We start from the raw sequence: 16,730 nt of genomic DNA on the forward strand, positions 1-16,730 counted from the left end.
GTTATTCTATGAAAAAGGACATTGATTTCCACGTTGGTGAAAAAATTCAAATCGTAGCAATAAAAGAATGGGATAAAGATTTTTTATCTCAAAACTGGAATGTGTACTTCATTAACAATCGAGAAGATACTATTGAAGCCGTATTGATCATGTCTCGTGGGAATAGTGATGATAGAAAAACATCCACACTTCGACACGGTCTGGGTAATATGGGATCTTTGACAACTGCAAAAGTTGAAATGATTAATGAAGATGTGTTAGGTTTTACAAATGAGTATCTGGTTACTTTTTTCGCCGAAGGGAAACTTTTTGAACGCCGTTTTATATTTGATGCAAATACTATTTCTGAAGAAAATACAGTAGCAATTCCTTTACTGGACTCTGAAGGAGTTTTGGCAAAATAGCCAATTTAGTTTTTCCGTAAATTATACTAAAGAGTTAACAAATAAGACATATAAGATTTTAGAGTAATATCTATCTTATTTATCAACTTATCATAAAAAAAGAACCCCTCCTTTACGGAGGGGCTTATGATTAAGATTAAATAAAAATTTATGAAGAAACAGACTTTAATCCTTAATCAATTTCTTTATAGTACTAGACCCTTCACCAATAATCTGTACTACATATACTCCGGATGATAAACCGGATATATCAACCATCTTCTCACCTTGCATATCTATAAGGTTGAAAGTGTCAACTAGTCTTCCACTAATATCATAGACCATTGCTTTTTCTAACTGGATGTTAGAACTATTTGCAAAAGTTAGATTGTTTTTTGCAGGATTTGGATACATGTTGATAGAAGCCTCTAATGCAATATCATCTACTCCTAATCTAGTTTCTACGGTAAGCTGGAAAGTACAAGTAGATATATTACCATACTCATCTTCTGCTGTAATAGTTACTGTGTGTACTCCGTCAGGTAGCAATGTTCCTGCTACGGGATCCTGAGTAGTGATCACTACTGGGTCTGTGCAATTATCATCTGCTGTAGCTTCACCTATTGCAAAATAATCAGGGACTTCATAGAGCAATACTCCTGCTCCCGGATCTACGGTTTGATCCAAAGGACAGGTAAGTTCAGGAGCGATACGGTCTTCTACAGTTATTATAAACTGGCATGTAACGGTAATTCCTACACTATCGGTTGCAGAAAATTCAATAATAGTATCTCCAACAGGGAATAAGCTTCCTGAAGGTAATCCCAAGGTTTGTGTTGTAGGGATGGAACCGTCTTCCAGATCAATTGCTACTGCGTCTGCAAAATGAACTACTGCACCACACGCATCAGGATCACTATCTACCATCATAACATCTGTTGGACAAGAAAGATTAGGTGCTGTGTTAATTTCTACAGTCACAGTTGATAAACAAGTAGAAACATTCCCATTGGTATCGATAACTGTAAGAGTTACTGTATTAGGACCAACATTTGTAGCATCAAAAGAATCAGGAGTCACAGACATAGATGCAATTCCACAGTTGTCTGAAGAACCATTGTCAATATCTGTTCCTGTTATTGTTACAGTCCCTGTAGCTTCCACATACACAGTAATATCCTGGCAAAGTGCAGTAGGCAGTATATTATCTACTACTGTAATTACAGTAGAACAGCTAACTGTTTGTCCATTTCCATCATCAACAGTCCAATTCACTGTGGTATCACCTACGGGTAAAATTTCTCCGGCAATAGAAGCAGTAGCATTCAGGTCGTTTGTAATAGTAGCCCCGGTACAGTTATCAGTAAATGTAGCATCAAACTCGGTCCCTACTACCAAATAGTCACAGAATCCAACATCAACATTTCTGGTGTCATCGGCTACACAAGTAATAACCGGAACTTCATTGTCTTCAACTGTAATTACTGTAGTACAGCTAACTGTTTGTCCATTTCCATCATCAACGGTCCAAGTTACAGTAGTATCTCCTATTGGTAAAATTTCTCCATTAATAGAAGCAGTAGCATTCAGGTCGTTGGTAATAATAGCACCGGTACAGTTATCAGTAAAAGTAGCATCAAATTCATTTCCTATTACTGTATAAGTACAGCCTCCGGTATCCACATCTCTTGTATCATCTGCTACACAGTTAACAATAGGAGCTTCATTGTCTTCAACTGTAATTACTGTAGTACAGCTAACTATTTGTCCGTTTCCATCATCAACGGTCCAGTTTACGGTAGTATCTCCCAGAGGTAAAACCTCACCTGCTATTGAAGCAGAAGTATTTAAGTCGTTTGTGATTGTAGCACCAGTACAGTTGTCTGTAAAAGTGGCATCAAATTCAGTTCCTACTATGGTATAGGTACAAACTCCTGCATCTGTATCTCTTGTATCATCTACTACACAGTTAACAATAGGATCTTCATTGTCTTCAACTGTAATTACAGTAGTACAGGTAGCAGTTTGCCCATTTCCATCATCAACGGTCCAATTCACGGTAGTTACACCTATAGGTAAAGTTTCACCAGCAATAGAAGCTGAAGCGTTCAGGTCATTGGTGATAGTCGCGCCGGTACAGTTATCAGTAAAAGTAGCATCAAATTCAGTTCCTACTACGGTGTAGGTACAAACTCCTGCATCGGTATCTCTGCTATCATCAATAACACAAGAAATAACCGGAACTTCATTATCTTCAACTGTAATTACAGTAGCACAGGTAGCTATTTGTCCATTTCCATCGTCAACGGTCCAATTTACAGTAGTTATTCCCACTGGTAAAACTTCTCCTTTGATGGAAGCACTAGCGTTCAGGTCATTGGTAATAGTAGCGCTGGTGCAGTTGTCTGTAAAAGTGGCATCAAATTCAGTTCCTACTATGGTATAGGTACAAACTCCTGCATCTGTATCTCTGCTATCATCAACAACACATGCAATAACCGGGACTTCATTGTCTTCAACAGTAATAACTGTAGCACAGGTAACTATTTGTCCATTTCCATCATCAACGGTCCAATTCACAGTAGTTAAACCCACTGGTAAAACTTCCCCTGCAATTGAAGCTGAAGCGTTCAGGTCATTGGTGATAGTCGCACCGGTACAGTTATCAGTAAAAGTAGCATCAAATTCAGTTCCTGTTACTGTATAAGTACAGCCTCCGGCATCTGTATCTCTGCTATCATCAGCTACACAAGTAATAACCGGAGCTTCATTGTCTTCTACAGTAATTACTGTTGCACAAGTAACTATTTGTCCGTTTCCATCATCAACGGTCCAGTTTACGGTAGTATCTTCCAGAGGTAAAACTTCCCCTGCAATTGAAGCTGATGCGTTCAGGTCGTTTGTAATTGTAGCACTGGTGCAGTTGTCTGTAAAAGGGGCATCAAATTCAGTTCCTACTATGGTATAGGTACAAACTCCTGCATCTGTATCTCTGCTATCATCAACAACACATGCAATAACCGGGACTTCATTGTCTTCAACAGTAATAACTGTAGCACAGGTAGCTGTTTGTCCGTTTCCATCATCAACGGTCCAATTCACGGTAGTTACACCCACTGGTAAAACTTCCCCTGCAATTGAAGCTGATGCGTTCAGGTCATTGGTGATAGTCACGCCGGTACAGTTTTCAGTAAAAGTGGCATCAAATTCATTTCCTGCTACGGTGTATGTACAAACTCCTGCATCTGTATCTCTGGTAGCATCTGCAGCACATGTAATAACCGGAACTTCATTGTCTTCTACCGTAATTATAGTCGCACAGCTAACTATTTGTCCATTTCCATCATCAACGGTCCAATTTACAGTAGTTACGCCCACTGGTAAAACTTCCCCTGCAATTGAAGCTGATGCATTCAGGTCGTTTGTAATTGTGGCACCAGTACAGTTGTCTGTAAAAGTGGCATCAAACTCGGCCCCTACTACTGTATAGGTACAGACTCCTGCATCTGTGCCTCTTGTATCATCTGCAACACAAGTTACAACCGGAGCTTCGCTATCACTTATAATAATAGTAAAAGAACAGGTTGAAGTACCATCTGCATCTGCAGCAGAATACGTAATGGTATTAATACCTAGAGGGAAAGCACTACCGCTGGGTAGTCCGGAAATTAATGTCGTTGCTACGGCCATTCCTGTATCCGGGTCTGTAGCAGTTGCATCTAAATAATTAACAACTGCGGTACATAATCCGGCATCTGTGTTTTGTGTCATATTTGCATCGCAAGTTATGACAGGAGGGGTTTGAGCATTAACTTGCCACAAACAACAGGTGACAAGAAATGTTAAAATAGTCAAAGTAATCTTCTTCATTGTAAAATTAGTTTAGTTAATAATAAAATTTAGCTGGGGAGATTTTTAAAAGAGAGAAACACACACTATAACTGAGTGTTTTTATTTTTTTAATAGATTAAAAATTGAGTTGTATTCATATGTATCAGCCATCTTTGCATACTATTCATTTTAGAACAGGTCAAAACTAAGCGACTACATTTACTTGAAATGTGGTAGGGTACCACATCAGAAAACTATTTTCGATGAAGCACAATTTAATATTGTTGAATTACCTTTAGGGAGGTTCTTTTTTTAATGAATCGGAAGATTTCTAATAAAAGTTTTCGATAAAATACCTGGGTTATCTGTTATATCAGATGTGAAATTATTTCTATGCAAAGTATAGAAGAGAGTAGAAATAGTTTTTAAAACAAAAAAGTTGGTTAGTTCAATTTTTCCGTTAATTTTTTGAAGACTTCTTTTGGATTTTTGTTTTTGTAAAGAATGTTGTATACAGCATTTATAATAGGTGTTTTAGCTTTTTTTCTGTTTTTTAACTGATTGAGTTCATAAGCACTTTTAGTAGCATAGTATCCTTCTGCTATCATACTCATTTCCATTTGGGCACTCTTTACGGTATATCCTTTTCCGATCATAGTACCAAACATTCTGTTTCGGCTAAAGGTAGAATATCCGGTTACCAATAGATCTCCCAAATAAGCAGAGCCATTAATGTCACGTTTCATTTTATGTACTTTCTTAACATAACGTTTCATTTCCCGAATGGCATTACTCATTAAGACGCTTTGAAAATTATCTCCGTACCCTAAACCATGAGCAATACCGGCGGCAATAGCATAGATATTTTTCAACATAGCTGCATATTCTGTTCCTTTTATATCATCACTTGTGGAACATTTAATATAATTACTACTTAAATTTTTGGCTACTATGTTTGCTTTATTTTCATCTGCACAAGCAATGGTTAAATAGGAAAGTCGTTCCAGAGCTACTTCTTCTGCATGACAGGGCCCTGTAATTACACCGATGTCTTTAAATGGAATGTTGTAATTAGTATAAAAATGATCACCCACAATCAAACTACTTTCAGGGACAATTCCTTTAATGGCAGAAAAGATTATTTTGCTTTTAAGAGAGGATGTAATTTTTTTTAGTTCTGTCTCCAAAAATGCGGATGGGATAACAAAAATGAGATAATCTGCATAATCCACCAGCTCATTAATATTATTACTTAATTTGAGTTGATCTACATTGAATTCTACCGAACTCAAATAATTAGGGTTGTGTTTCTCTTTTTTAATGTGTTCTAAAGCAGGAATACTTCGCATATACCAGCCTACTTCATTTAGATTCTCGCAAAGCATTTTTACAATGGCTGTTGCCCAGCTTCCGCCTCCAAAAACAGCAAATTTAGGTGTATTGGACATAGATTTATTTTAGTCATTTCAAAAATAACGAATAAAAATGGATTGTATATTTCTATAAATCAGGCATATATGTTTTTGGCATAGCTTTTGGAATCTTATTATTAGAATAATAAAACCAAAGGTTATGAAAATAGTTAGACTTTTATTCGGATTTACATTAACTGTAACATTATTTGCTTCTTGCTATACCGAAGTGATCGTAGAAGATAATTATATTGATCAAGTACCTTCTATAACATTAGAGGAATTAGTAAGTTCTTATGAGTTATGGTATGTGGATATTGATAGAACAACCGGAAGCGGATACATTCCATTTTTACAAAAAGCATTTACAGTTTCATTTAGAAACGGAACATTGATGGCTAATAATAACCTTTCTGGTATTGGTGATCAGGGTGGAGGCTTTGGAATCGCTGTAGGGTATTACGATACCTTCGATTTTATACTGGATATTTCGCATGATATTGATGGATTCTATTCTTTTGATGTTATTCAATTAAGTAACAATGAAATTGAGTTGTATTTTCCACAGCAGAACCTGTCCTATATTTTAGAAGGTTATCAGCGAAGTACGTTTGATTATAACAAGCTCTTCTATGACAATATCCATTATTTTCTTCAGGAATTTGTTACATGGGAAAAAACCTATACCAGTGAATATGGTGTTTTGAACGAGTTTGATAATGAAAACTTTGTACAGTTTCTACCTGGCGGAGGTGATGGAAATTTTCAAAGCTCTCAGGATCCTAATGGGACCAATCCATATAGTATTTACTGGGATTATACCGGAGTATATAATGTTGATGATGTTCCGGGAGATCAATATTTGAAATATTTAACATTGGACTATGATTTTTTGGGCAATGAATACTTTGACTTGAGCGTTATTAATGACAACAAGATAGAATTGTTCCATAATGCATCCGGGACGCTATATCGTTTCACGGGGCGAGGATATATTCAATATAAAAATAAAGAAGGGAAGTTGAGAGAATCTAAAGCTACCATTGCTAAGCAGATGAAAAAAATCAGCAACTTCTAAAAAACATAATAATTTTTTGGTTGGTTATTTAGTTGAAACCGCTCCACTAGTATCTTACTTGTCGGGGCGGTTTTATTTATAGAAATTCATCTCGTCAATATATTTCCAAACTTCGTAAGGCAGCATTGGACGAATGTTTTTACCCAATTTAATACTGTTTCTTATAAAAGTTGATGAAACCTCCATAACAGGAGCATTTACTTTTGTAATCTTTGGGTGATCACTGAACTGTGTTTCTAAAACTCCTTCAGAAATTCTGGGATAACAATAAATAGCATATCGGTCCAGGATGACCTGATAGTTTTTCCATTTATGAAAACTCTTTAAATTGTCTTCACCCATGATAAGGCAAAAATCCATATTGGGATGAATTTCTTCTAAATGTGTTAGCGTGTTTACTGTATAATTGGGTTGTGGAAGATCGAACTCTATAGTACTTGCTTTTAATTTTGGATAATCTTCCAACGCAATACGCACCATTGTAAGGCGATGGATATCTTCCAATAAAGTAGATTTTTTTTTATGTGGATTGTGAGGAGTAACTACCATCCATACCTCATCGAGGTCACTAAACTCCACCAGATGATTGGCAATGATTAAATGTCCTACATGTATAGGATTAAATGTGCCAAAATACAAACCGATACGTTTATTGGAAGTCATTATTCCTTTTCTTTGGAGTCTTCTTTTTTCTGAATGAAATCGGCAACCAGATCATGAGATTGCTTAAGAGCCTCATCCAAATTATTGTTTTCAATAATATAATCAAATTGTGGGGCTGTAGCCAGTTCGACAGAAGCTTTAGCAATACGCATGTTGATGCGGTCATCACTTTCTGTCTTGCGTTTTTTCAACCGTATTTTAAGTTCATCAATACTTGGCGGCTTTACAAAAACTGCCAGCGTTTTTTCCGGGTATTTTTTTTTAATACGTAGTCCTCCTGCAACATCAATATCAAAGATCACATTTTTTTCAGTGGCCCAAATACGCTCTACTTCATTTTTTAAGGTTCCATAGAAATTGTCTCGATAGACTTCTTCCCATTCCAGAAAATCGCCATTTTTTATGTGCTGCTTAAATTCTTTCAGAGTAATAAAATAGTAGTCTTCACCATGCTTTTCATCTCCCCGTGGTTCACGAGAAGTCACAGATACCGAAAAATCTAAATTTAAATCTTCCTGTTGTAGTAAATATTGCACAATGGTTGTTTTTCCACTTCCGGAAGGTGCTGAAAAAACAATTAATTTTCCGCCTTTCTTCATTATAGTACATTTAAGGCTTGTTCCTTAATTTTTTCCAGCTCATCCTTCATTTGTACTACTAATTGTTGCATGGGAGCAAAGTTAGATTTAGAGCCAATAGTGTTAATTTCACGACCGATCTCCTGGGAAATAAAACCTAATTTTTTCCCATTAGAATCTTTTGATTGAATAGCTTCAGTAAAATATTCCAGATGATTTTTAAGTCGTACTTTTTCTTCGGTAATGTCATATTTTTCAAGATAGTAGATAAGTTCCTGCTCAAAGCGATTTTCGTCAACAGATTCCTTTAATTCATTCACTGCTTTCCTCAATCTTTCTTTTACATTATCTATACGTTCTCCATCCATTTCAATTACCTGGTCAAGTAAAGTTGATATGTTTTCGATGCGTTTCACAAAGTCATTCTCCAGAACTTTTCCCTCGTCATTACGATAATTTGTAACAGCTAACAATGCTTCATCAATTGCTTTAAGGATAGCATCGTACTCAGCTTCATCAATTTCATCTCGCTCTGTTTTTAAGGAATCCGGCATGCGCACTGCCATTTTCAGTAGTTCAACCGGATCTCCGTCAACGACAGAAGAGAGTTGTTTTATATATTGTTTTACAATGGTTTCGTTGATTTGAGTATTGGTGGTCTCTCCCGTAATTTCAACAAATAAATTAAAATCTACTTTTCCTCTAACCAAAGACTTAGCCAGCTTATCCCTCATGGCTAATTCTTTTTCGCGATAAGAGGATGGCACTCTTGTATTAAGGTCGAGATTTTTGCTGTTTAACGATTTAATTTCTACCGTTATTTTTTTGGAAGGCAATTGTATTATAGACTTACCATATCCAGTCATGGATTGAATCATATGCTCATGTTAAAATTGTGGTAAAGGTAGTAAAATTAGGGGAGTATACTTTTTTGTTGGCGGGTTTGTTACGACAGGTTTCCGGAAGTTAATAATACCCATATCTTTACAATAATCATGGTTTACACTTTCTTCATGAAATCTAAAGTACGTTGTTCATTGTAGTAAAGCTTGTTATTTTGATGAAATCCAACATGTCCGCCATATTTAGGCATTTCGAGATAGATATTTTTACTTTTTGAAGCAAGTTTTAAAGGATAACATTCGGGAGATAAAAAAGTGTCATTTTTAGCATTTAATATAAGTACAGGAATCTTAATATTTGGAAGAAATTGACCGCTACTGTTTTTTTGATAGTAATCAAAAGCATCGCTAAATCCATGTGCCGGTGCAGTATAAATGTTATCAAAATCCAACAATGACTTTATTTTTTTTAGATCGGAAACATTCATTTGTTCGGGAAATTGAATCATTTTCGCTTTGTATTTTTTCTTCATAGTATATAAAAAAGAAGTGCGGTAGACCCAATTATAATAGTAAGTAAGTGATTCGAGGGAACCTTTTAAACTAAGAGGCGAAGAAATAGCAATCCCTTTTTTTATCTGCTTCGGAAGCAACTCCCGTTCTCCCAGGTATTTCAGTAATAAATTACCACCCAGACTAAAACCAATAAGCACGATCTCACTGTACTGATCCTTTTTCAGAATAAAATTTATAACAGCCTCCAGATCATCTGTTTTGCCTGCATTATAAGATGAATAGCACATATTCATATCACCACTACACCCCCTGTAATTTACAGCGGCTACATCCCAGTTATTCTTTATTAATAATTTGCCTTGTCCTTTCATATAGGTTCGTTGTGCATCGCCTTCGAGCCCGTGAAGTAAAATAGCAACTTTATGAGCTTTCTTTTTTGAAAAGGACCAGTCTACATCCAGAAAATCGCTATCAGGTAGAGAGATACGTTCCCGTTCTTGCAATAATTTTGGAGAAGGGCGCAGCTTGGCAGAATAGATAGTAGAAAAATGCCCGTTTTTAAAAATATAGGGAGGTGAATATGTACTTTCTATAATGGGCATAAAGATTAAAGAATTTTAATAGAAATCAAACATAAGCAGGATTTGTATTCAGCGAAAGTAATTTAAATTTGTGAAAAATTTTTGAAGATGTATACAAAAGAATTTGAGGTTCGTTGGAATGATTTAGATGCCAACAGGCATTTGGAAAATAGTGCTTATATAAACTATATGAGCCATACACGATTGAGTTATATGCATGAAAATGGTTTTGGTCAGGCTAAAATGATGGAGCATAATATTGGCCCCGTTGTTTTTTATGAGCACATGTTTTATTTTAAAGAGGTATTCCCCGGAAAACCTATTCGTGTTTCATTACAACTAAAGGGGCTTTCTGAAAAAGGGATGTATTTTCAGTTTTTGCATAACTTTTATGATTATAAAGGCAAAAATGTTGCGCGTTGTGAAATGATGGGTGGCTGGATAGACCTAAAAGAAAGAAAATTAAGAGAATTGCCGGAAGAGTTATATAATAACCTAAACAGTATATTAAAAACGGAGAATTTTAAGGTCTTCACTAAGGAAGACACGCGTAAATTTGGCCAGACCCCAAAAGATATATAAATAAAACCCCGACAATATTCGGGGTTTTATTTTTTACATTTGGTTGTAAAAAAATTGTTCTCGCACAATTTTTCCATCTTCTACCTGATACACTCCAATTTCTGATGATTGCGATCGTTGGCCACTGGGTTTGTGGGTTGTATCCATTTCAAACTTTACACTAAACCAGTTGTCGGCAACTACGGGGTCACTTGCTTTGCTATTGTGTACCTCGAAGGTTTCTTGCCACCACTCTCCTTTTTTTGCTACTTCTTGCATACCATTGGAAACATTATTTGGTGTTCCTTCTGGTTCAATACTAACAATTTTTGGGCTGTATAGCTCTTGATAACAACGTTGCCATTCTCCTTGGTTGCACCAGGTTACCAGATTATTTGCAATCTCTTCAGTTTTCATAACGATAAATTTTAAAAATTAGGACAGAAAAGATACAAAGAAAATGCTAAGTATTTTTAGGTTTTCGAGTAGAAAGAAATACGCCAATAAAAATAAGTGCAGCAGCACCTGCACGCAAAGGTGTAAGAGTATCGGCCCCTGCCATAATAGCAAAAACTACAGCCAATAAAGGTTGTAAATAAATAAAGGCTCCAATAGTAGAGGGGCTTAGTTGTTTAAGGGCATAAATATTAAAAAGATAGGTTAATACGGTTGTTGCTATCACTACAAAAGACAGTTTCCAAATAGCATCGAAGTTCAATAGAGGCCATTCAACTTGAGTAAGTTCCTGAATACCGATAGGTAAATTCATAAATACAGCAAAAAGGAAAAACAACTTCATCAATGTAATTGAGCTGTATTTAGCTACTAATGGTTTTACAAGAATAAGATAGGCAGAATACGAAGCAGCATTAACAATAAACAGAATGTTTCCTAACGGAATATTAGGTGCATTAGCTTGTATTTTAATTCCAAAAAGAATAAGTATGAGAGCCCCTGCCAGCCCTAAACCAATTCCAATAGATTTTAACCAAGTGATCCTTTCTTTCAGAAAAACTGCTGAAAGAATTAACAATAGCACAGGAACTAGCGTTATAACTACAGAGCTGTTTATTGGAGAGGAAAGGCTTAAGCCTTTAAAAAACATAAGCATATTGAGCGCCATTCCAAAAAAGGAACAAAGGATAATACGCCACCAATCTCTTCGTTCAATTTTTTCAGAAGGAAAAAAGAAACCAATTATCCAAAACAACAAAGCCGCTCCCAATACACGAAGTAGAATAAAACCATAAGGTTGTATTACATCTGGCATCAGCCCTTTGGCAATGGTGTGATTGGTTCCGTATATGGCACTGGCTGCAGTGGCTGCTAATAAAGCTAAGGCTCTTTTATTCATTAGCTGTTCAGAAGAGAGGTTTTAAGTGCTTCTACAGTTTTTTTACTATTTCCAATAAAAATTTGGTTATTATGTACAATAACAGGTCGCTGTAAAAAAGTATAGTGTTCCAACAATAGTCTTTTAAAATCACGCTCCTTTAGATTTTCATCTTTCAACCCTCGCTCTTTATACAGTTTTGCCCGCTTACTAAAAAGCGCTTCATAACTCGCTGCCAACTCTTTTAATTCCTCTAATTGTTTTACAGTAATTTCTTCATGTTTTATGTCTTGTTTTATAAAGGAAGAAGGAAGGTCAACCTCTTTTATAATACGTTTACAGGTATCACATGTAGATAGGTAGTATATTTTTTTCATTTTAATTAAAATTTAAAAATGGTTTAGCTTCTCCCATCGGAATTTCCAATTCTACCGGGCCTGTAGCATAACTTGCAATATCGTAGGGGTTATACCTTAAAACAATACTTTCTTTAGTAATACCGATACTTTCAGGTAATGAAAAAGTATCATTTTCAAACCAAAATCCGGTTGAATTAATAGGATCTTCTTTTGGTATTTCATGAGCTTCCCGAAATTTTTCTTCTGCAAATTTTGTAAATGCCGAAAACTCCTTGAAAAGCTGTTCTGAAGTAATTTCTTTCCCGTTTGAGGAATGAAGATTCAAAAAAGTGACCGATCCGTATCCGTGTGCACCACCTGTATAAAGATAGTTTCTCAATTCAAAACCCATCAAATCTTTTGAAATATAGGTTTCATTTACAGAAACTTCGGCAAAATATTCTGCAGACATATCGGGAAATTCTGCACTATGAGTTCTATACATTTTTATAAAGCTGCTAATAGCTTCAGAAATGGTAAGGGCTGTAGGTGATTTCTCTTCATCTCCTATATATAGGGATTCAATAATATACCCTTTTATTTTTGAATTGATTTCCTCTGAAACGACTTCATCTCCAATGGCTTCAACATAAGCAACTGTCACTTCGGGGCAGGAAATCGTTTTGCAAATCTCCAGATCAGCATCAGTTAGGTTTTCCGAAACAAAAACTAAAGAGACTTCTTTTTTGCATCCAATAGCAAAGCATAGAAATATAAATAGAATAGAAATTTTGTTATTCATACGTTAAAAATACTATAGATTTAGTTATAAAAAAGTAAACACTTACTTTTGTTTCTCAAAAATTAATGCAGATGAAATTTAATACCAAAACCATCCATGGTGGTCAAGAACACGATAAGGCATATGGAGCTGTAATGCCTCCAATTTATCAAACCTCTACCTATGCTCAATCTACTCCGGGAGGGCACAAGGGATTTGAATATTCCAGAACACATAATCCAACAAGGGCTGCCTTAGAACGCTCTTTTGCAAGTTTAGAAAATGGAAATTTCGGTTTGGCCTTTGGTAGTGGTCTGGCTGCTATAGATGCTGTGATCAAACTGTTAAAGCCAGGAGATGAAGTTATTTCTACAAATGACCTTTATGGAGGTAGTTATCGTTTGTTTACAAAGGTTTATGAAGATTTTGGGGTGAAGTTCCATTTTATAGGAATGGAAAATGCAGCTAAGATCAAAGACTATGTGAATACAAACACAAAGCTTATTTGGGTAGAGACTCCTACAAACCCCATGATGAATATTATAGATATTAAGGAGACTGCTGCTATTGCTAAAAAACATAACATTCTATTGGCAGTTGACAATACATTTGCAACTCCTTACTTGCAAAGACCTTTAGATTTGGGAGCAGATATAGTGATGCATAGTGCTACCAAATACCTTGGTGGGCATAGCGATGTGGTAATGGGAGCTTTGGTTGTAAGTGACAAAGACCTAGCAGACAAACTATACTTCATTCAAAATGCAAGCGGAGCCATTTGTGGTCCTCAGGATAGTTTTTTAATGCTACGTGGAATAAAGACATTACATGTACGTATGCAACGCCATTGTGAGAATGGGAAAAAAGTGGCAGAATATCTTCGAAACCACCCTAAAATTGATAAAGTTTATTGGCCAGGTTTCCCAAGTCATCCAAATCATGAAATTGCCAAAGAACAAATGGACGATTTTGGTGGAATGATTTCTTTTGTAACCAAAGGGAATGATTATAATGAGGCTGTTAAAATTGTAGAAAACCTAAAAATTTTCACTTTAGCAGAAAGTTTGGGTGGTGTGGAAAGCCTTTCCGGACATCCTGCAAGTATGACGCATGCAAGTATTCCAAAAGAAGAACGTGAAAAAACCGGTGTAGTAGATTCATTGATCCGTTTAAGTGTAGGTATTGAAGATATTGATGATCTAATAGAAGATTTAAGACAAGCAATAGGATAAACCCTAAGATAATTGTTAAAGAAAAGCCCGAATCATATGATTCGGGCTTTTCTTATTTATATACTATAGAGTTTTTTAATCCAGATAATAAATGTATCCAATATTCAACCAGTATATCCAGTCGTTTGCTTTGTTTTCGGGAACCGGAACGGTTCCATTATTCTCTAAGGAAGGATTTAAGCCATCCACCCAGTTGGAAAAATAATATTGCCAGCGGCTATCCAGCATCAAATCACTTAAAGGAGTTAATTTATAACGTATTCCTATACTTCCTACGACAGACCAGGTTGAATCTCCCTCTTGCTGAAAAGAATTGATATATTTTGGAGGTGTCGTAATAGGAGTGTTCAATGCGCCTAATTCACTGTATACTTCAGGGTCATAATTCACCCAATGTATTCCAAAACTCATAAAAGGAGCTATTTTAAAAGCTCCGGCAGAAAAATCACGAATACTTAACGGAAAATACTCCAATTGAGAACCAATATCAAAAACAGTAGTAGATCCTTTCATGGCCCGTAATTGGTCTGCGGTAATTGAAGTACGGTCCGGATCAACCCATTTACCTAAATGCTCCAGATTGGTTTTATGATAGTCAATTTCATTACGAACCTTAAAATGGTCGTTAAAAAAAGTATCACGAGTATAACAGTTACAATCTGCTCTATATGAAAAGTTAATGTAGTGAATCAATCCAACACCAAAGCCAACATTTCCAGAATTGGTTTCAAAATCATTCCGCACTCCATAATCCGAATAAAAAGCGACAGGACCAGTGATAATTCCAACTTCGTGAGAGAAACCAAATTGGCTATAAACTTCCTGTTTAGAACATATCAGAAAGAAAAATACCAATAACAAAATTCTGGTATTCATTGTATTTTAAGTTTAGATTGAGACGTAACAAATATATAAAAACATATCTAACAGCGAAATATTCTATTGTTTTTTAGTGTATTCGTAAAAAAAACGTGAACAATTTTGCTATATAAACTATATTTGTTCCCTAAATAACGAAAATGAATTGTAATAAGTATATTCTTACTTATTAATGATTCTAAAGCCCATTATTTATGGCAATTCCTTATTCAAATAATTTTTTATAAAACAACAAAAAAATACAGATGAAACAGAGTATTAAAGACTTCATTTCTCAAGTTGAAACCACAAACCCAAATGAGCCTGAATTTATGCAGGCAGTTACAGAAGTAGCCGAAACGGTACTTCCTTTTATTGAAGAAAACGAAAGATACCAAAATAAAAAACTTCTTGAGCGTATGGTAGAACCGGAACGTACTATCATATTCCGTGTGCCATGGACCGATGATAATGGAGAAATACAGGTAAACAGAGGGTATCGTGTAGAATTTAACTCTGCGATCGGGCCATACAAAGGAGGCCTTCGGTTTCACCCATCTGTGAACTTAAGCATCTTGAAGTTTTTGGGTTTTGAACAAACCTTCAAAAACAGTTTAACTACATTACCCATGGGTGGTGGCAAAGGAGGGTCAGATTTTAACCCTAAAGGGAAAAGTGATAAAGAAGTAATGCGCTTTTGTCAAAGTTTTATGACCGAATTATCAAGGCATATCGGCCCAAATACAGATGTGCCGGCAGGAGATATAGGTGTTGGAGGAAGAGAAATAGGGTATATGTTTGGGCAATACAAACGTCTTTGCAATGAATTTACCGGTGTATTGACTGGAAAAGGATATTCCTACGGAGGTTCTTTGATCCGCCCGGAAGCTACAGGATATGGGAATGTATATTTTGCCAAAAATATGCTAGAAACCCGGGGCGAGAGCTTTAAAGGGAAAACAGTAGTTATTTCCGGCTCCGGGAATGTAGCGCAATATGCAGCGGAGAAAACTATGGAATTTGGTGGTAAAGTGGTTACTTTTTCAGATTCTTCCGGATATATTCTTGATGAAGAAGGGGTCGATGAAGAAAAACTGGCTTTTGTGATGGAGCTTAAAAATGTAAAACGGGGACGTATCAAAGAATATGTTGATAAATATCCTGCAGCAAAATACTTTGAAGGCGAACGCCCATGGACTGTCCCTTGTGATATTGCTTTACCATGTGCAACTCAAAATGAATTAAATGAAGATGAAGCCAAAATATTGGTTAACAATAACTGTATGTGTGTAGGGGAAGGAGCTAATATGCCTTGTACACCTGAAGCTATTACGGTATTTCAGGAAGCAAAAATTCTTTTCTCTCCTGGAAAAGCTTCTAATGCCGGAGGAGTAGCAACATCAGGATTAGAAATGTCTCAAAACTCACTTCGTTTAAACTGGACAGCGAAAGAAGTAGACGAAAAACTGTATGGAATTATGGCGGACATCCATGCTGCTTGTGTGAAGTATGGGAAAGATGGTGACGGTTATGTAGATTATGTAAAAGGAGCGAATATTGCCGGTTTTGTTAAAGTAGCAGATGCTATGTTGGCACAGGGAGTAGTATAGTGCCCATAGATGCATTTTTGCTCTTTTCTAAACAGAAATAGTAAAACAATTTAAGACTAAAAAAGGCTGCTTTAAAAAGGCAGCCTTTTTTCATTCCATTCCTGCAATAAATACTATTTTAGCATGTTATACT

16 protein-coding genes are annotated in these 16,730 nt (G+C 35.9%); 5 read left to right on the plus strand and 11 right to left on the minus strand.

What is annotated here, in order from left to right:
- Window positions 1–8: 8 nt before the first annotated feature.
- Window positions 9–404 (plus strand): hypothetical protein, encoded by a 396-nt coding sequence (locus ACY2RT_RS08360; RefSeq protein ID WP_490155455.1) that lies wholly within the window; start codon window positions 9–11, stop codon window positions 402–404.
- Window positions 405–569: 165 nt separating this feature from the next.
- On the opposite strand, the gene ACY2RT_RS08365 is transcribed toward ACY2RT_RS08360, so the two are convergent.
- A complete protein-coding gene (locus ACY2RT_RS08365) occupies window positions 570–4,253 on the minus strand; it encodes an HYR domain-containing protein (RefSeq protein ID WP_490155456.1) in 3,684 nt (1,227 codons plus the stop codon).
- Window positions 4,254–4,657: 404 nt separating this feature from the next.
- Window positions 4,658–5,662, minus strand: a complete 1,005-nt coding sequence (locus tag ACY2RT_RS08370; RefSeq protein WP_490155457.1) for an NAD(P)H-dependent glycerol-3-phosphate dehydrogenase — start codon at window positions 5,660–5,662, stop codon at window positions 4,658–4,660.
- 124 nt (window positions 5,663–5,786) lie between these two features.
- On the opposite strand from ACY2RT_RS08370, the gene ACY2RT_RS08375 reads away from it, so the two are divergent.
- On the plus strand, window positions 5,787–6,704 hold the full coding sequence (locus tag ACY2RT_RS08375) for a nicotinic acid mononucleotide adenyltransferase (RefSeq protein WP_490155458.1): 918 nt from the start codon (window positions 5,787–5,789) through the stop codon (window positions 6,702–6,704).
- Window positions 6,705–6,776: 72 nt separating this feature from the next.
- Here the strand turns inward: ACY2RT_RS08375 and nadD are convergent, their stop codons facing one another.
- From nadD to ACY2RT_RS08395, 4 genes are all read right to left on the minus strand, one after another.
- Window positions 6,777–7,367 carry a nicotinate (nicotinamide) nucleotide adenylyltransferase gene (gene nadD, locus ACY2RT_RS08380; RefSeq protein WP_490155459.1) on the minus strand — a complete coding sequence of 197 codons (591 nt, stop codon included), beginning with the start codon at window positions 7,365–7,367 and terminating at the stop codon, window positions 6,777–6,779.
- Window positions 7,367–7,966, minus strand: coding sequence for a guanylate kinase (gmk, locus tag ACY2RT_RS08385; RefSeq protein WP_490155460.1), 600 nt, complete (start codon window positions 7,964–7,966; stop codon window positions 7,367–7,369). Before gmk ends, nadD begins: the two co-directional genes overlap by 1 nt.
- Window positions 7,966–8,823: a YicC/YloC family endoribonuclease gene (locus ACY2RT_RS08390; protein ID WP_490155461.1), complete on the minus strand. Its 858-nt coding sequence runs from the start codon at window positions 8,821–8,823 to the stop codon at window positions 7,966–7,968. The genes gmk and ACY2RT_RS08390 overlap by 1 nt, the downstream gene beginning before the upstream one ends.
- Before the next feature lie 122 nt (window positions 8,824–8,945).
- Window positions 8,946–9,905 carry a YheT family hydrolase gene (locus ACY2RT_RS08395; RefSeq protein ID WP_490155462.1) on the minus strand — a complete coding sequence of 320 codons (960 nt, stop codon included), beginning with the start codon at window positions 9,903–9,905 and terminating at the stop codon, window positions 8,946–8,948.
- Between the two features lie 87 nt (window positions 9,906–9,992).
- On the opposite strand from ACY2RT_RS08395, the gene ACY2RT_RS08400 reads away from it, so the two are divergent.
- Window positions 9,993–10,466: an acyl-CoA thioesterase gene (locus ACY2RT_RS08400; protein WP_490155463.1), complete on the plus strand. Its 474-nt coding sequence runs from the start codon at window positions 9,993–9,995 to the stop codon at window positions 10,464–10,466.
- Between the two features lie 33 nt (window positions 10,467–10,499).
- On the opposite strand, the gene ACY2RT_RS08405 is transcribed toward ACY2RT_RS08400, so the two are convergent.
- From ACY2RT_RS08405 to ACY2RT_RS08420, 4 genes are read right to left on the minus strand one after another with little or no spacing between them, the layout of a single operon-like run.
- Window positions 10,500–10,862, minus strand: a complete 363-nt coding sequence (locus ACY2RT_RS08405) for a SnoaL-like domain-containing protein (RefSeq protein WP_490155464.1) — start codon at window positions 10,860–10,862, stop codon at window positions 10,500–10,502.
- Between the two features lie 46 nt (window positions 10,863–10,908).
- Complete coding sequence (locus tag ACY2RT_RS08410; RefSeq protein WP_490155465.1) at window positions 10,909–11,799, minus strand: DMT family transporter; 891 nt, start codon at window positions 11,797–11,799, stop codon at window positions 10,909–10,911.
- Entirely contained in the window at window positions 11,799–12,155 is a 357-nt protein-coding gene (locus tag ACY2RT_RS08415) for an arsenate reductase family protein (RefSeq protein ID WP_490155466.1), read from the minus strand. Before ACY2RT_RS08415 ends, ACY2RT_RS08410 begins: the two co-directional genes overlap by 1 nt.
- Window position 12,156: 1 nt before the next feature.
- Window positions 12,157–12,918 (minus strand): RsiV family protein, encoded by a 762-nt coding sequence (locus ACY2RT_RS08420; protein WP_490155467.1) that lies wholly within the window; start codon window positions 12,916–12,918, stop codon window positions 12,157–12,159.
- Window positions 12,919–12,983: 65 nt separating this feature from the next.
- On the opposite strand from ACY2RT_RS08420, the gene ACY2RT_RS08425 reads away from it, so the two are divergent.
- Entirely contained in the window at window positions 12,984–14,129 is a 1,146-nt protein-coding gene (locus ACY2RT_RS08425) for a cystathionine gamma-synthase (protein ID WP_490155468.1), read from the plus strand.
- Between the two features lie 75 nt (window positions 14,130–14,204).
- On the opposite strand, the gene ACY2RT_RS08430 is transcribed toward ACY2RT_RS08425, so the two are convergent.
- Entirely contained in the window at window positions 14,205–15,005 is an 801-nt protein-coding gene (locus ACY2RT_RS08430) for a THC0290_0291 family protein (protein ID WP_490155469.1), read from the minus strand.
- A gap of 248 nt (window positions 15,006–15,253) precedes the next feature.
- Between ACY2RT_RS08430 and gdhA the strand changes: the two genes are divergently transcribed.
- Window positions 15,254–16,597 carry an NADP-specific glutamate dehydrogenase gene (gene gdhA, locus ACY2RT_RS08435; RefSeq protein ID WP_490155470.1) on the plus strand — a complete coding sequence of 448 codons (1,344 nt, stop codon included), beginning with the start codon at window positions 15,254–15,256 and terminating at the stop codon, window positions 16,595–16,597.
- Window positions 16,598–16,730: the final 133 nt, after the last annotated feature.

It is taken from the genome of Ulvibacter sp. 2210JD10-4 (genome assembly GCF_058148525.1).

Coding starts and splice junctions, on each gene's coding strand:
- ACY2RT_RS08415 (WP_490155466.1), bottom strand. CDS start 12,155: ATGAAAAAAATATACTACCTATCTACATGTGATACCTGTAAACGTATT.
- nadD (WP_490155459.1), bottom strand. CDS start 7,367: ATGACTTCCAATAAACGTATCGGTTTGTATTTTGGCACATTTAATCCT.
- ACY2RT_RS08425 (WP_490155468.1), top strand. CDS start 12,984: ATGCAGATGAAATTTAATACCAAAACCATCCATGGTGGTCAAGAACAC.
- gmk (WP_490155460.1), bottom strand. CDS start 7,966: ATGAAGAAAGGCGGAAAATTAATTGTTTTTTCAGCACCTTCCGGAAGT.
- ACY2RT_RS08400 (WP_490155463.1), top strand. CDS start 9,993: ATGTATACAAAAGAATTTGAGGTTCGTTGGAATGATTTAGATGCCAAC.
- ACY2RT_RS08390 (WP_490155461.1), bottom strand. CDS start 8,823: ATGATTCAATCCATGACTGGATATGGTAAGTCTATAATACAATTGCCT.
- ACY2RT_RS08420 (WP_490155467.1), bottom strand. CDS start 12,918: ATGAATAACAAAATTTCTATTCTATTTATATTTCTATGCTTTGCTATT.
- ACY2RT_RS08360 (WP_490155455.1), top strand. CDS start 9: ATGAAAAAGGACATTGATTTCCACGTTGGTGAAAAAATTCAAATCGTA.
- ACY2RT_RS08430 (WP_490155469.1), bottom strand. CDS start 15,005: ATGAATACCAGAATTTTGTTATTGGTATTTTTCTTTCTGATATGTTCT.
- ACY2RT_RS08365 (WP_490155456.1), bottom strand. CDS start 4,253: ATGAAGAAGATTACTTTGACTATTTTAACATTTCTTGTCACCTGTTGT.
- ACY2RT_RS08370 (WP_490155457.1), bottom strand. CDS start 5,662: ATGTCCAATACACCTAAATTTGCTGTTTTTGGAGGCGGAAGCTGGGCA.
- gdhA (WP_490155470.1), top strand. CDS start 15,254: ATGAAACAGAGTATTAAAGACTTCATTTCTCAAGTTGAAACCACAAAC.
- ACY2RT_RS08375 (WP_490155458.1), top strand. CDS start 5,787: ATGAAAATAGTTAGACTTTTATTCGGATTTACATTAACTGTAACATTA.
- ACY2RT_RS08410 (WP_490155465.1), bottom strand. CDS start 11,799: ATGAATAAAAGAGCCTTAGCTTTATTAGCAGCCACTGCAGCCAGTGCC.
- ACY2RT_RS08405 (WP_490155464.1), bottom strand. CDS start 10,862: ATGAAAACTGAAGAGATTGCAAATAATCTGGTAACCTGGTGCAACCAA.
- ACY2RT_RS08395 (WP_490155462.1), bottom strand. CDS start 9,905: ATGCCCATTATAGAAAGTACATATTCACCTCCCTATATTTTTAAAAAC.